We start from the raw sequence: 14,006 nt of genomic DNA, 5'->3' as shown, positions 1-14,006 counted from the left end.
CCAGGGAACCAAGCGGGCGCCGAGCCAATTTGTCAGTGATGCGACAATCTGCTGAGTTAAGTCTTAATGGAGGAGCGTCGCCACCCGAATAGCAAATCAGGACACAGCACGGATAATCTATCCCGCGAATACATCTTTAGCGACCTTGAGTGGTGATGCCTTAACGGATTTGCGAGCCGGCTTTGCCGCGAATTTCATCGGCGCCTTCGTAAAAGGATTGACGCCAATGCGGGCTTCAGTAGGGGGTTTGTTCACAATGGACATTTTTACCATGCCGGGAATGACGAACTCGCCGCAGTCATGCAATTCTTTGTAGCCGACAATCGCCAGGTGCTCAATCACGGCCCGTACGTCAGCTTTGGGAAGCTGCGTTCCATCAGCAATCGAGGCAATTAGCTGGCTCTTGGTCATTTTGGACATCGTGACCCCCCTCTTACGAGGCAGAGAACGGTTTCGAATAGCCGAACTCCGCCGATCTTCACGTTGAGCACGGCAACGTGCAAATTGTTAGGCCGTCGGACATGGTCCGGAAGTGATGGCTTGAAATAGCAAAACACAAGGCTCACTTCCGTATGCGGCGCTTTGCCGGTTCATACATCAGAAAATTGGTCGTGTCTCACCTGACCGACTGGGTCAACCGGCACGATGTTGCCAGCCGCGTCCGCCAGTCGGGGATTCCATAGCGGAGAGGCATCTTGGCCGCACAAGGAATACGATGCCGGTGACATCAAGCGTAAGCGCCGTTCCAAGCACGCGGGTCGGAACGCTGATTCGTATGTTTTTCGGTTGTGGAGGTCTGCCGGTCATCCACCTCAGCTAGGGTCCTTGAGCGCTGTCATGTTCATTGCTCTTTCAGCTTGTTGCGTCGTTCAACGAGACGTCCGATTGCTCTCATGGTGTCCATACGCTCTTTGTGGTTATCCAGTTTTTGCGCCTTGCGCTTGAGTTGATCGATCTCCTTGTTGATCCGTTCGAGGTTTCGTTCGCAGCCATTTTTCGAATGCGTCGGCGAGCGGCCGGCTTTTTTTGTTGTCGATCGAGACCTCGCTCCTCGGTGCGGCGGCCACGGATGTCCTTCTCGATGGCATAGAACCCGGCGATATGCTTGAGCGCCTCGCTTGCCAGCGGCGCCGGGAGCCTGCGGTTCGGTTTGGACCGTTAGGCTTAGAATGGACATAGTGCATACGGCTGTCACGGAGCCAGTGCGGCGGGTCGAAGTCTTCACTGGAGCCAGCCGTCGGCGGAAGTGGAGCGACGAGGACAACGCATGGATTGTCGCAGAGATCATCGGCTGCTCGAGAGCCTGCAGAGCTATATTTTTCCGTGCGATACGCCTCATGTCCATCGATCCGCGAACCGATTCGACGCCGCGCTGCGGATCATAATGGCTGTTGTCTAACGTCCATCATCTGCGGATTGACCATTCGGTATACGGCCGAGCGCGTCAGCCGGACTGCGACTTTCGCCCTCTGCATTTTGCGTGACATTTCGCAAGACGAGTTCAGAAAGCTGCACGACCAGCTGTTTGAGACGCGCTATCTCCTGTCTGCAGCGCACCAGCTCACGCTCTTCATCTGTCGTTGTCGACAGTTCATGGCGGCGCCCAACCGCATGATTCATTTGACCTCTATCCGACAAGATAACCGCGAACGACAATTCAAGCACACCCTATTGCCCCGTCATTGTACGGGCACGTCGGCCTTTCGACGCCACTATATACTGTACGCAGCGGTCAAACTGTCTCGCCAAGTGGATCAATGTGTTACCCACGCTACAGATCCGTCCGTTTCGTACATCCATAAACTCGCTGGCATGACGCGCCAGGACGTCGAGCCTTGTCCTCTTGGAGCCGGAACGAATAATCACTCGGATTTCTATTGCCAGCCTGATTTGCACGTCACGTCGACCACGGCGCGCACACCCCCGAAACCTATCCCAGGCTGACGAGGCGATCGCCGTTCCTGCTGAGAAGGTCTGCCGATCGTGTTTCACGGGGCTTCATATCCAGCCGCCGATTCGACGGGGCCCTTTCCACCCTCACTCATGATCCACCGCAAATTAGATGCATTCTTGCGTGACCAAATGAGCCGCGCCGGCTCCGGAATTGCTTGTCTTGGTGCCAAGGCACGATGCGGAAGGTGTTAGTGTCGAGCCTGCGTTGGCTGTACGCTCGTGAGCCTTGACTTTCGGTTGGAGGGTACCGCAGCCCGGCGGTCCACGCGATCGCACGCCATGTTTCGTCGTTCTCCAGAAGCAAGCGGTTTATCGTCGAGCTTTAAGGGATAGCCAGAAGGTCGTCGTCCGGTACGTTTGTGGCTATCCCGCATCTCCCCTGGAGATCCCGTAGAGCTCGAATAGGAGAGTAGAAGAAACGTTGAACATCAAGAGGAACCGTGCAGAATGGCTGCGGCCATAGCTGGTGGGGATAGGTGTCGATATCGGCGTACCCCGGCGATAGAACGGGGTACGCTTGCCGCACCAAATGCTCATTGCGCGCCTCCGGGGCGTCACGGGCTTGTCCGAGCAAGACCATGCTGAGCTCGAAAGCATGCCTCACACTATCAAACGGTTTGCTCCGGGCGAGTGTCTGGCACGCCAGGGGGATCGGCCTGTAAGCTGTGCAGTCGTGATGGGCGGCTTTCTGTCTCGCCAAAGAGTGGCATCGGATCGGACTCAGATAACGTCCTTCTATGTACCTGGGGACATCCCCGACCTGCACACCCTTCACTTCCCGGAAATGGATCGCGATCTCTGCAGCATCGGCATGAGCGTCATTGCCTTTGTACCTCACTCCTACCTCAGGGATATCCTCGCGAAGTCCGCTGCGCTCGCCCATGCGTTTTGGCGGGAGACGTTGATTCATACGGCGATCTATCGCGAATGGATCGAAAATCTTGGCTCCCGGGAAGCGCTGCCTCGACTTGCTCATCTTATCTGCGAGGTCGCCGCGCGGCTTGAGCTCGTCGGTCTTCTGCACAATGGTCGCTTCCATGTTCCGTTCACACAGCAAGACATCGCCGATGCATGCGGCCTTTCGACGGTGCACGTGAATCGGACAATCCAGGAGCTTAGGCGCAGGAAGCTCATTGAATGGAACGGACATGCTGTTGATCTTCTTCAGCGAGATCGACTCGAGTTGCTTGCAGAATTCCGTCCCTCCTATCTGATGCGCTGAATTGCTTCGGCCGTTGCTGCCTGCGCAGCCTGGTCTAGACATCGCGGGCGGCGTTCACCATTCGACAGGTAGGATCGAGCGCTGGGTTGTAATTGGCTTTGAGGCGAATGCATTGCTCGTGGGCGAAATCCGGGGCAATTTTCCCGCCCGGCCAGCGTCCCGCCGCGACCTCACCGCAGCGAACGTGTGTCGCCGACCGGATTTTGAGGAACGCCGGCAAGATCCACAAGATCTGCATCGTCAATCGCTGAGGAGCTCGAGGCCACGGGGAGAGTGATTTCCGTGTTGCCAGCCCAGCTTTGGCGCTTGGCTGTGATGTGCCCGCCGAATGAGCCGCGCCGCAACTCCCCGGTAAAGATGCTCGGATCGGGCATCGACTCCATCATGCCCGGACCGATCCTGTCCAGTCTTGGTAAAATGATCATCGCGCATTTGAGATCGTCGACACCGACCGTGTCATTCGGCTGGCTAACAAGACGCTCAAAAGGTGCGCCGAAGATTCTCGGCCGCCAATCAGAAAGCACGTCAGTTTCTGGAAAGGCCAAAAGGCATGAGATCACATGGAAAACATGACGCACAGCGCGTCTCGATCACGGTGTAGTACGCGACTATCAAGGAACGAGTGCAACACGTACGTCTGCCCCTCTCGAAGGTACTTAGCTGATTGTAAAAGGCTCCGGTTGAATTGTATGCGGGTCAGCTCAAAGAGCTTGAATCGCACGCGGCGGCACGTTGTATCATCTCAGAGTAGCTCAGAAGGGAGTCCGAAAGGACCAACTGTTGCTGCCATGATGAGACGCTGATGCGGTCGATATGTGTGCAGCAGAGACCAACTCCACTGTTGCGACCATTATCTATGCGATGACGCAAGGAGGAACACTCCACACCAGATCTGCCCGACATGATCCTTCGCAATTTGAATTTGCGGTGAAATCTTTGCCGCAAATAACCGTCGGCCCTCCCTCTGTCGACGGAAGCCGGCGCGATGCTTAACAGCCTCGCTCCCCCAGACTGACTCCGCCCGGCCATCGATGATGGCCGGGCCTTTTTTTGCCGCCCATGAAGGGCGTATTTTGAGGCGTTCTCGCCGGCGTCTGTTGATTGCGGAGAGTTGAGAACGAATTTGAATTGCCGGTGGGCCGGCTGAGTATCTTGCGATCAAACCGCGTACAATTCGGACGATGATATACGAGAGTGGCGACCGATCGACACATTCCAGCGACTGCGGCTTTAAAAGCTTCCACAGGGCGTCGCGAAGCTGAACTTGCGAGCGCCTTCTTGATCACGAAATTATATGTCTGGTGCCCGCATCGGGAGCACATGTGGGTGGATTTGCTTTGAGAGCTCTTGGATCTATCAAAGATAGCATTCCGGAAAAGCCGCTTGCTCATGCATTTGCCGCCTCGAAGGGCTTGAATCGCACGCGACGTCATATTGTACGATCTCACGGCGATGATCCTTGGCAAACGAGCGAAGCCAAACCGGATAATCCGGAGCGATCGCACGGATCAGCCGCGCGTCCAACGCTCGCGATGAGACTTAGCTCGATGGCACTTCCTCTCTAATGAATAAGGCGCGATAGCGCATCGGCGATATTTGTTGCCAGAAGATGGGATAATGATGGCCGATATTGTTGATGTATGTGTAATCGGGAGCGGCGCCAGCGGCTCGACGGTCGCTCACGAGATCGCGCAACGCGGATTGCGAGTACTCCTTCTCGAAGAGGGGCGAACACTTCCTCCCGGCGCTTCGCTGGCGAGCGTCCAAAAAGACATGGATAGCGCCCTCGTGCAGACTGCGGCAGGAACGTTGATGCCGTTCGGGCGTCCGTGGACCGTCTGCGCGCTCGGCGGCGGAATGACCTTATATGCCGGAATAGCCTTCCGCTGTCGCGCCATCGATTTTGACGCACGAGCGCATGTGGCCGGGGACGCGCTCGACCCGAGCTGGCCGATCGACTACACGGACCTACGCCCATTCTATGATGAGCTGGAACGGCGCGTTGGAGTGGCGCGCGTAGCCGGAGCCGACCCGCTCGAGCCACCGAGCGATCCCCCCATTCTGCCACCGCACCGGTACAGTGTGCAGGGCCAGTTGATTGCCGATGCCGGGGCACGCCTGGGCCGGCTCCCGTTCCCCACTCCATTGGCAATCAACTCGATCCCATATCGTGGCCGGTCAGCCTGTCGCTGCGAGGGACCATGCAACGAACATCTGTGCCCGAGCGGCGCAAGGGCCGACGCACGCTCGCCGTTCACAGGTATCGCCCTGCCGCCGGACGCGCTGACGATTGCGCTCGGCAGCAAGGCCGTCCGCATCGATCTCGGCAACGTCAGTCGAGCCGATTCGGTGGAATGGGTGGACACGCTCAACCGACAACGCGCTCGGGTTCGCGCCCGCTGCGTGGTACTCGCGGGCAACGCAGTGCAGTCTGCCGCCCTGCTCCTACGGTCGGCGCAGCCGGCAGCGCCCAACGGAATCGGCAACGCATCTGGCATGGTAGGCAGTGGTATCTCGTTTAAGATCAGCGGTTACGTGTCCGGTAGGACCACGTTGAATCCGCCGATCACGCCCCAGCCCGGCCGCCCCTTCTCCACTGTCGCGGTGTCCGATCACTACCTGGACGACGAGGCGCCTTCGGGGCTCGGCGGAATGATCTACGAAGCAAGTCCGCCTGAACGCACGGATTCCGACGGAGAGATAAGGCTACGGCTGCATTTTTTGGCAGCCGATCAACCCATGCGCGACAATGCGGTCCGGCTGGCCACCAGCCGGGACGGGCTAGGTTTGCCCAAGATCATTCTCGATTACCGGACCCATCCCCTCGACAAGCGCCGACTAGGCTACTTGTCGCGACATGCGTCGAACTTGCTGGTCGAGGCTGGGGTAAAACAAGTCGATTATCAAGATTCCAATTATCAGTACGGCAGCGGCCACCTGCATGGCGGCTGTCGGGCCGGAATCGATCCGACACAGTCGGTGGTTGACCATTGGGGCCGCGTGCATGACATCGACAATCTCTATGTCGCAGATGGCGGCTTCTTCCCCTATGCCGGGGGTGTCAACCCGACCTTCACTATTCAGGCGAACGCGCTGCGGATCGCTCGAAGAATAGTCACGCAGCTGACGTAGCGAGCGCAACGGAGACGGGTTTTGTCGATCAGCACGCCTACTGCCACCGTGACCGCGACCGACGGGCATGGATCGGCACTGCGACGCGCCCTGCGCGTCACCGCCTCGCAGAAGTGGGATCTCAACAGGCGTTTTCCGGTGGTGATGACGCGCGCGTCAGGCGCGCATGCATGGGACATTAATGGAAAGCAATACATCGATTTCACTTCCTGTAGCGGTGCCGCGCCGCTCGGGGCCGGATACGAGCCGGTCGTGGCTCACGCAGCCGCTGAGATGCGCCGCACCGGGGGGATTCTGCCCGGACCGCTGTCCGTGCACCGGGTCGAACTGGCCGAACAGCTGGCGGAGATCTTCCCCGTCGCGGAACGCTCGATGTTTTTTCGCACCGGATCTTGCGCTACCACCGCAGCCGTGCGCCTTGCCCGCGCGTTCACGGGCCTCAACCATGTACTGACCAGTGGATATCACGGCTGGCATGACTGGCAATTGCAGGACCGACCGGAGATGGGGTTGCCCAATCGGGACCGGGACAGCGTGGACTTCCGCTACAACCTCGACTTGCTCGACGAACTGGCAAGTGTCCAGCGCGTCGCCGCGGTGATCGTCACCCCGGAGGTCAACTTCTTCCCGCCTGAATACCATCAGGAACTGCAGAGGCTGGTGCATCGGCACGGCGCCCTGCTGATCCTTGACGAGGTGATGACCGGATTCCGCTACGCCCTTGGCGGGTACCACATGGCGATCGGCCTCACGCCCGATCTGATTACACTGAGCAAAGGACTGGCGAACGGAATGGCGCTGTCGGCAGTCGCGGGTCGTGCGGACGTACTGGCCGCGGCCGAAAAGACATACATGGGAAACACTTACCAGCGCGAAGTAACCCCGTTCGCCGCCGCATTGAGCACGCTGCACGCCCTGCGCGACGGGAGCGCCCTGGCCCGGATGCGCGAGGTCGGCGAGCAATTGATCAAGGGGCTCAACGGGGTCTTCACAAAACAGCAGGTCGCGGCATGGGCGTTTGCCTGGCCAACCATGTTCGACGTCGTATTTGCTGACGCCGAGCTTGGCCATGCCTTCTTCCAGGAAATGTGGGGTCGGGGCTTTCTGATGCAGTATGGTGGGCGTTTCATGCCATCGGCGGCGGTATCCGACACCGATGTGCAGGCCGCCGTCGAAGCAGCTGGAGATGCCCTTGCGGCGGCGCTGTCCCGCATGGAGAGCCCGGCTCGCGACCCGGATCCAGTCGCAGCCGCAGTAAGGTTCGCCAGAGATCATTTCGTTGCCACCCCGGGAGCGGTTCGGCGCTGGTTCAATGCGCCCGTCCGCTGACAAGCACGCATGTCGAACAGAGAACAAGGCCATGTCGCAACCGGATCCATTTTCCACATCGCCGGTGCTTCTCGGAGGTGACAACCGGTCGGGCACCACCCTGCTGAGTATCGTGCTCGACTCGCATCTGGATCTGGTAGCCGGGCCAGAGATCGACTTCCTCGAACCGCCCGATCTCGGGCCGCACATTCTTGGTGCCATCGATCTGCTTGCGGCCGATTCGCGGCTCATGAGCGCAAGCCAGAACACAATTGATCCGTTCTGGTACGACGGGATGCATTTTTTGGTGCAGTGCCGCCGCTTCGGTCTCGACTTCGATGACGTGCGCGAACTTGTCGGCAAGGTCATGGTCGTCACCGGCAATGACATTGTTTCGTTCGCCGACCGATGCCACCTCATCAACGAGATCGGCGAGTTGCGCCGGACGCGCAGCGGAGCCCAACGCTGGGGATTGAAACTGCAGCGGAAGATCACCCGGATCGACGACTTCGCCCGCCTGTGGCCGCGTGCACATTTCGTGCATATCGTGCGGGACGGCCGCGACGTTGCCGCCTCTCATCTGAGGACAGTTCCTGATTGGGGGTACCGAACAATTGCCGATGCCGCCCAGGGTTGGGCTGAAGTGGTATCCCGGCCGCACGGAATCGCGCCGCCTGGCCGTTACCTCGAGGTGCGTTACGAGGACCTCGTCAGCAGTCCCCGCAGTACTCTGGCGGCGATTTTGGATCACCTCGGCTTGCTTTGGCACGAGGCCGTGCTGCGTCACGCTGAATACGAACACGCGTTGTTCGAACAACCGCACGACCATCCGGCAGCCGAGGCTGCGGGAAAGCCGCTGCATCAGGGGCGGATCGGTCGCCATGTCCAGGATTTGACACCAGCTCAGATTCTGGAGTTTGAGGAGATCGCCGGAAGTGAACTGGCCCGACTAGGCTATCTGTCCACATCAACCCCGTCTGGCGACGCGTGAGTCGCCGGCACCGATCTGCTGCGCCTCACCGGCTGCCGAGCAGCTACCTTGCGCTGCTCGTCGGCCAGACCATTTCCTTGCTGGGCTCCAACGTAACCGTGCTGGCGCTGCCGCTCACTGCAATTACCCTGCTGGATGCCGGACCGGCGCAGGCGGGGCTCTTGCTGGCCTGCGGTCGGGCACCGTGCCTTTTCGTGAGCCTGTTCGCCGGCGTCATCGTCGACCGTCTCCCGCACCGACGAATCCTTCTGACCGCCAATGTGGTGATGGCGGTAACGCTCGCCACCATTCCGTTGTGCGCCAGCGTTGGACATCTGGGAATGGTTCAGCTGTACATGACAACCGTGCTGGTTGGGGTAGCCGCGGTGATCGCCGACGTGGCTTATCTGGCGTGCATACCCGCAGTGCTGGACCGGTCTCAGCTGGTTCGGGCGCAGAGCTCATTGGAGTTCAGCCAGGCGACCGCGATGGCCGCAGGTCCGTTTCTGGCCGGCTGGCTCATCAACGCGTTTTCCGCTCCAACCGCAATTCTGGCCGACTGCGTCTCCTTTCTGCTTGCCGCCGCGTTGCTCTCGCTGGTGCCGATGCGTGCCGCCTCATGCTCAGCGGCCCCCTCGAGCACTGTGCTCGTCCAAATGGCGGAAGGGTTGGCGAGCGTGTTCGGCAATCCAGTTTTAAGGGCCGTTACCCTGGCCACCGGCACATTCATCTTTTGGCACAACGCGTATTCTGCGGCTTTTCTGCTGCATCTGACCAGGACTCTCGAATTCGACAGCCGGATCGTCGGCATGGTTCTCGGTATCGGCGCTCTTGGCGGTGTGGTGGGCGCGGCGGGCTCACCGTGGGCGGGCCGGACAATTGGGCTTGGTCCCGTATTAATGACCGGTTTGGCGGTGAGCGCGGCAGGCATGAGCCTTGCGGCCCTGCTCACCGGGCCCTGGTGGGCAGCAGTGGCATGCGTGGCGCTTTCCCAATTCATTCTGTGGATCGGCCAGGGACTCTACCACGTGCAGCAAGTTCCAATTCGATATGGGTTGGTCCCGCAGCACCTGCAAGGCCGGGTCAATGCGAGCATCCGCTGCGTCGTGTGGGGACTGGGCTCATTGGGCGCACTGGTCGGCGGCGCGGCCGCCGCTGCAACGGGCCTGCGCACCATGTTGCTGACCAGCAGTGTGCTAGGCACTGCCTCGATACTCTGGATCTGGCGCTCGCCGCTGCGCCGCATGCGCAGCTTGCACCTGTAACCGTCGCGACGGCCCTTCATGGACATCAAGGAATTTTGCGATACTGATCGGCAGCCGGGGCGGCTGATGGTGTGGCGGGTCAGCGTTCCCGACCCGGTCAGCTGGCGGCCGGACCCGCGCCGTCCGTCCCATGTTCAGGAAGACCATCTTCGCTTTGCGCACGATGGCCAGCCCGGCTGGCTCGGCACCGCCTTCGACTTGCCGGGCGAGTTCAACAGCGCTGCGCTGACCAAATCGATCCTTGGCTGGGTCGACCGGCACGAGGCGCTACGCAGCCAGTTGGTCAGGGATGGATCGACAATTCGTCGTGCCACGATTGATCCAGGCGCGGCAGCGCTTGAAAAAACCGTGGTCGGCGACTGCGCCGGTCCCGATGAAATAGCTCAATTGCTGGAAGAGCTGTTCGACGCAGAGACCAAGCCGCTGTCCTGGCCGGCATATGTCTTCGTGACGATCACCCGGCCGACATCGACATGCCTCCTCTTGGCCTGCGACCACTCCGTCAGCGATGCCTACTCTATCGCTTCGGTGCCATACGAAATCCGGGAGCTGTACACAGCCGCAATCCTGGGAGTGGCGCCCGGGCTGGCGCCGGTGAGCAGCTATCTGGACCACGCTGAATCCGAACGAGAGCGACTGGGCGATTTGACCGATGATCATCCTGCTATCGCTCACTGGCGCGAACTGATCGCCGCAAACGGCGGTCAATTGCCGGATTTTCCGCTACCACTCGGTGCGCCGGAGGGGACCTTACAACGCACAGGGCGAATGTGGCTGCTCGATGCGGCACAAGCATCTGAGTTCGATCGCGGCTGCAGGTCCCAGGGCGGAAACGCGACGACGGGATTATTCGCCTGTCTGGCGCTCGCCGGAAAGACACTGGCAGACCAACAAGAATTCCTCACCGTTGCCCCCTTTCACACGCGGTACGATCTGCGCTCGATGCGCTCGGTAGGATGGTATGTCGGGATGGGCCCGGTGCGTTTCCGCCTGGCTGGCACGTTGCCGGAGCTCCTGCGCGCCGCGCGGCTCGAGCTCAAGCGAGCCAGGAAAACCGCTCAGGTGCCATTTCCAAAAGCGATGGAGCTGCTCGGCACCGCGCTGCGCGACCGTTTCATGGTCTCTTATATGGACAATCGCACTGTGCCCGGGTCAGACCTGTGGCCGCAGTGGCGGACACGATTTATGATCAGTCGTAGTTCTGATGCTTGCGAGACATACCTTTGGATCAGTCGCTGGCAGGACGGAATTTACGTGCACTTCCGTCACCCCGGCACCGCCCTCGCGCGAACCGCGATGGATCACTATCTCGCTGAAGTGGCGGCGCACGCTCATTTCATCAGTCGCGCTCGTCCGCTGCCGCAACTTTCGAACTGACCAAAAGGCGCACAGCATCCTCACCTGCCTTTTATGCACTGAGCTTGGCGATGGCACAGTCCTTGCCAAGCCTTGGCCGTGAGATTAATTCGTCCGAGAATGGCCGAGGAGGCCTACGGGATGGTCGGCTGCTGCAGTTATGCTCGCATGGATAGAGGGAGCTTCAATGAGCCTGCTATGACCAAGTTGTCCGCAGATGCAGACCGTTCGAACAAGGAAGACGCCAGGGATGGCGTGCGGACCAACTCACGCCATGAATAACAATAGCGGCGCCAAGTGCGTGACGAAATCCGACCAACTCAAGGAGCTACGCGAACTCATGCAATTGCTTTGGCATTTGTTCGAACGAGTGCACGAGCTTCCAAGAGGCCCAGAACATACAGCAGCCGTTCAGACGCTTAAACGCTTGGAGCGCCGGCTGGTAGTCCTGGTTCAAGCATCTGAAACGGCTCGGGCGATTGACCGCAAACTCGCCGGTCGTGCCGGCTCGCTAAGCCGGTGATTGTCACACTCTCACCAAAGCCTCGACGTGGCCGCCATCGGCGGGGTCTGCAATAACAGCCGCGAACAAAAAGGACGCTTGCAAGCCTGTCCGGCCGTTACATTTGTTCGCCCTATTGATCATTGATTCTGCAGCTTTGGGCGGCATAAACTGCGCAAATCAGTCTTCCAGCTACGAATGAGCGCCGTATTCAAGTAGCCGCTAGAAGCGCGTATTTTTAAGCAATACATCGCCTTCCACGTCGCGCGGATAATGCGCCGCCACTTCGAACGATGGTAACAGGTCAAGAATGGCCTGGAGAGACAGCTGCCCTTCGTACAGCTCGCGGTCGCTGTATTCCGTGTAGATGAAGCGCGTGTTGCTGACGGTCTGCATCCCGCCGGCGATGACATCGGCTTCGGCTCCCTGGACATCCATCCAGATGAAATCGACCCTGTTCAGCCCGGCTTCGTTGCACCAATCGTCAAGCCGCCGCGTTTGAACCGGGACGGGACGATCGAAACGAACCCAATCATACTCAGTCAAATGATTTTTCGGGCGGCGTATCGAGCCGGAAAGGTCCCATTCCTTCGCATCACCATCTGCATTGCTTGGATGGAATTCGATCATCCCGTTTCGATCGCTGATCGCGATTTCAAGCAACTTCACCTTGTCGAGAGATGGGCCCAGCTTCTTCCTGAAGCGCGCGATCGCTCTGGGGTCAGGCTCGAAGCAGTAGAGCTGCGCTTGCGGGCACAGGTTGAGAAAGTGTTGTGTGTCGGTTCCGTCGTTACATCCGATATCCAGGATGACCGGATCCGACTTCTGAAGAAGGGAAACAATGTGCTGATGTATTTCCACAGAAGACACCGGTTTTTCCCCAACAGTTGAGATTTGTGCTCGAAGCCGCAATCACATGCCAGACGACCCCGCACAACGTATATCAACGTATATAATTCATATGCCCGCCCTTCCTTATCCATCTCCATCTGGACGCTGATACCAAACGGCAGTCCGTCGCGGCGAAAGCCGCAGCAATTGTCCTGGGGCGACAGAGCTGTCCGGAAGGACCTAAATCGGACAACGCGCAGGAGAAGCGGATAGCCATGCCGGTGTGCGGTCCCTCGCCCTCGAGACTAAGGATCGTCTTCCTCCAAACATCGTCGTGCGGGCGCATTACCCGTCGGCGGCTCTCGATGGAGCGGTCGAGGACAGAGTGACCGCTCCTGTGCAACGATGACCAGTCACCGTCTATCGCAGTTGCAGCCAGCCAATGTCTTCCTCCATCTGATAGTCGGCGTTCCGGATTCGCGCACTCTCGATCCTTCGGCTCACGACTTTTAGGCTGTTTGGCCTGAAGGAGCGCGATCACGCCGGCGATCCTGAGAGCGCGCCCCAGGCCACGCTGACCGCCACTGAATGATGGGCAGAACTCACCGCAACGTTCGCCGATGGCGCTCGGAGAAAACAGCATTGCTGCGGCGCGAACTCCTTAGGGAGCATCGATCACGGCCACTCCGACGGGGCACGCGGCCTCCCAGGTGGTCGGGCGCTCCCGACGGATCGGCTCGGTTCCGGAAGGCTACGCCAATTCGGGCCGTCGACCGCGGGTCACGCTACGTTCCGCTACCCTTCACTTCGCCGGAGCCGCTGGGTGCATCCAGAGACCGCGAGATGGGGGTATAGGGGGAATGTGGTTGTGTTGATGAAATGCAATGTCATTTTCGCAACAGCTTGGCTGTCTCTAGACATGATGACGTCTGCTTCCGACCTAGGACACGCGCAGTCCAGGCGCACGATTCAGCAGAACCGCAGGCACGAGGCGCTCCTCATCGTTGGCCTGGCTCTTGCTATCACCGATACTGTTGCAATGTGGCGAAACGCCAACTCGTTCAAATGCTCAGGAGGTCCGTATGAATTTCCGTCCGCTTCACGACCGCGTCGTGGTCAGGCGCATTGACGCTGAAGAGAAGACCGCTGGCGGTATCATCATTCCCGACACAGCCAAGGAAAAGCCCTCGCAAGGCGAAGTCATCGCCGTTGGCCCGGGCGGCCGCGACGAAACAGGCAAGCTGATTCCGATCGACCTCCAGGTCGGCGATCGTGTCCTGTTCGGCAAGTGGTCGGGTACCGAGGTCAAGATCGACGGCGAAGACCTGCTGATCATGAAAGAAAGCGACATCATGGGCGTGCTCACCGATGTGTTTTCCAAGAAGAAGGCCGCCTGACCCGGCTACTCGCACATCTCACCCCGACGGGCGCCTGTCGGCGCGCCGAAGGATGAGAGAATAACCGAAG

Annotated in this window: 11 protein-coding genes; 7 read left to right on the top strand and 4 right to left on the bottom strand. The window is 59.5% G+C overall.

What is annotated here, in order from left to right:
* Positions 1-117: 117 nt before the first annotated feature.
* The gene (locus ACVISU_RS29960; protein ID WP_456709334.1) at positions 118-411 is read right to left on the bottom strand and encodes an HU family DNA-binding protein; all 294 of its coding nucleotides are present in this window, start codon (positions 409-411) and stop codon (positions 118-120) included.
* Between the two features lie 984 nt (positions 412-1,395).
* On the bottom strand, positions 1,396-1,620 hold the full coding sequence (locus tag ACVISU_RS29955; protein WP_456709333.1) for a hypothetical protein: 225 nt from the start codon (positions 1,618-1,620) through the stop codon (positions 1,396-1,398).
* Between the two features lie 895 nt (positions 1,621-2,515).
* On the opposite strand from ACVISU_RS29955, the gene ACVISU_RS29950 reads away from it, so the two are divergent.
* Positions 2,516-3,175, top strand: coding sequence for a Crp/Fnr family transcriptional regulator (locus ACVISU_RS29950; RefSeq protein ID WP_456709332.1), 660 nt, complete (start codon positions 2,516-2,518; stop codon positions 3,173-3,175).
* 170 nt (positions 3,176-3,345) lie between these two features.
* On the opposite strand, the gene ACVISU_RS29945 is transcribed toward ACVISU_RS29950, so the two are convergent.
* Positions 3,346-3,753: a hypothetical protein gene (locus ACVISU_RS29945; RefSeq protein WP_456709331.1), complete on the bottom strand. Its 408-nt coding sequence runs from the start codon at positions 3,751-3,753 to the stop codon at positions 3,346-3,348.
* A 1,039-nt stretch (positions 3,754-4,792) separates the two neighbouring features.
* On the opposite strand from ACVISU_RS29945, the gene ACVISU_RS29940 reads away from it, so the two are divergent.
* Genes ACVISU_RS29940 through ACVISU_RS29920 form a run of 5 tightly spaced genes read left to right on the top strand, consistent with a single transcriptional unit; the run spans position 4,793 to position 11,227 of the window.
* A complete protein-coding gene (locus ACVISU_RS29940; RefSeq protein WP_456709330.1) occupies positions 4,793-6,307 on the top strand; it encodes an FAD-dependent oxidoreductase in 1,515 nt (504 codons plus the stop codon).
* Positions 6,308-6,328: 21 nt separating this feature from the next.
* A complete protein-coding gene (locus ACVISU_RS29935) occupies positions 6,329-7,636 on the top strand; it encodes an aminotransferase class III-fold pyridoxal phosphate-dependent enzyme (protein ID WP_456709329.1) in 1,308 nt (435 codons plus the stop codon).
* A 31-nt stretch (positions 7,637-7,667) separates the two neighbouring features.
* A complete protein-coding gene (locus tag ACVISU_RS29930) occupies positions 7,668-8,606 on the top strand; it encodes a sulfotransferase family protein (RefSeq protein ID WP_456709328.1) in 939 nt (312 codons plus the stop codon).
* Positions 8,603-9,850 carry an MFS transporter gene (locus ACVISU_RS29925; protein WP_456709327.1) on the top strand — a complete coding sequence of 416 codons (1,248 nt, stop codon included), beginning with the start codon at positions 8,603-8,605 and terminating at the stop codon, positions 9,848-9,850. The genes ACVISU_RS29930 and ACVISU_RS29925 overlap by 4 nt, the downstream gene beginning before the upstream one ends.
* A gap of 18 nt (positions 9,851-9,868) precedes the next feature.
* Positions 9,869-11,227 carry a condensation domain-containing protein gene (locus tag ACVISU_RS29920; RefSeq protein ID WP_456709326.1) on the top strand — a complete coding sequence of 453 codons (1,359 nt, stop codon included), beginning with the start codon at positions 9,869-9,871 and terminating at the stop codon, positions 11,225-11,227.
* 703 nt (positions 11,228-11,930) lie between these two features.
* Here ACVISU_RS29920 and ACVISU_RS29915 read toward each other — a convergent pair.
* On the bottom strand, positions 11,931-12,578 hold the full coding sequence (locus ACVISU_RS29915) for an FkbM family methyltransferase (protein ID WP_456709325.1): 648 nt from the start codon (positions 12,576-12,578) through the stop codon (positions 11,931-11,933).
* Positions 12,579-13,621: 1,043 nt separating this feature from the next.
* Between ACVISU_RS29915 and ACVISU_RS29910 the strand changes: the two genes are divergently transcribed.
* Positions 13,622-13,936 carry a co-chaperone GroES gene (locus ACVISU_RS29910; protein WP_076829306.1) on the top strand — a complete coding sequence of 105 codons (315 nt, stop codon included), beginning with the start codon at positions 13,622-13,624 and terminating at the stop codon, positions 13,934-13,936.
* Positions 13,937-14,006: the final 70 nt, after the last annotated feature.

The sequence above is a fragment of the Bradyrhizobium sp. USDA 4452 genome, assembly GCF_054063575.1.
The sequence above is the reverse complement of the archived record's forward strand: the minus strand, read 5'-3'. Positions and strand labels throughout refer to the sequence as shown.

What these genes read in the sequence shown, in the direction of transcription:
- ACVISU_RS29960 (WP_456709334.1), bottom strand. Translation starts at nt 411, where the DNA reads ATGACCAAGAGCCAGCTAATTGCCTCGATTGCTGATGGAACGCAGCTT.
- ACVISU_RS29955 (WP_456709333.1), bottom strand. Translation starts at nt 1,620, where the DNA reads ATGAATCATGCGGTTGGGCGCCGCCATGAACTGTCGACAACGACAGAT.
- ACVISU_RS29940 (WP_456709330.1), top strand. Translation starts at nt 4,793, where the DNA reads ATGATGGCCGATATTGTTGATGTATGTGTAATCGGGAGCGGCGCCAGC.
- ACVISU_RS29930 (WP_456709328.1), top strand. Translation starts at nt 7,668, where the DNA reads ATGTCGCAACCGGATCCATTTTCCACATCGCCGGTGCTTCTCGGAGGT.
- ACVISU_RS29920 (WP_456709326.1), top strand. Translation starts at nt 9,869, where the DNA reads ATGGACATCAAGGAATTTTGCGATACTGATCGGCAGCCGGGGCGGCTG.
- ACVISU_RS29910 (WP_076829306.1), top strand. Translation starts at nt 13,622, where the DNA reads ATGAATTTCCGTCCGCTTCACGACCGCGTCGTGGTCAGGCGCATTGAC.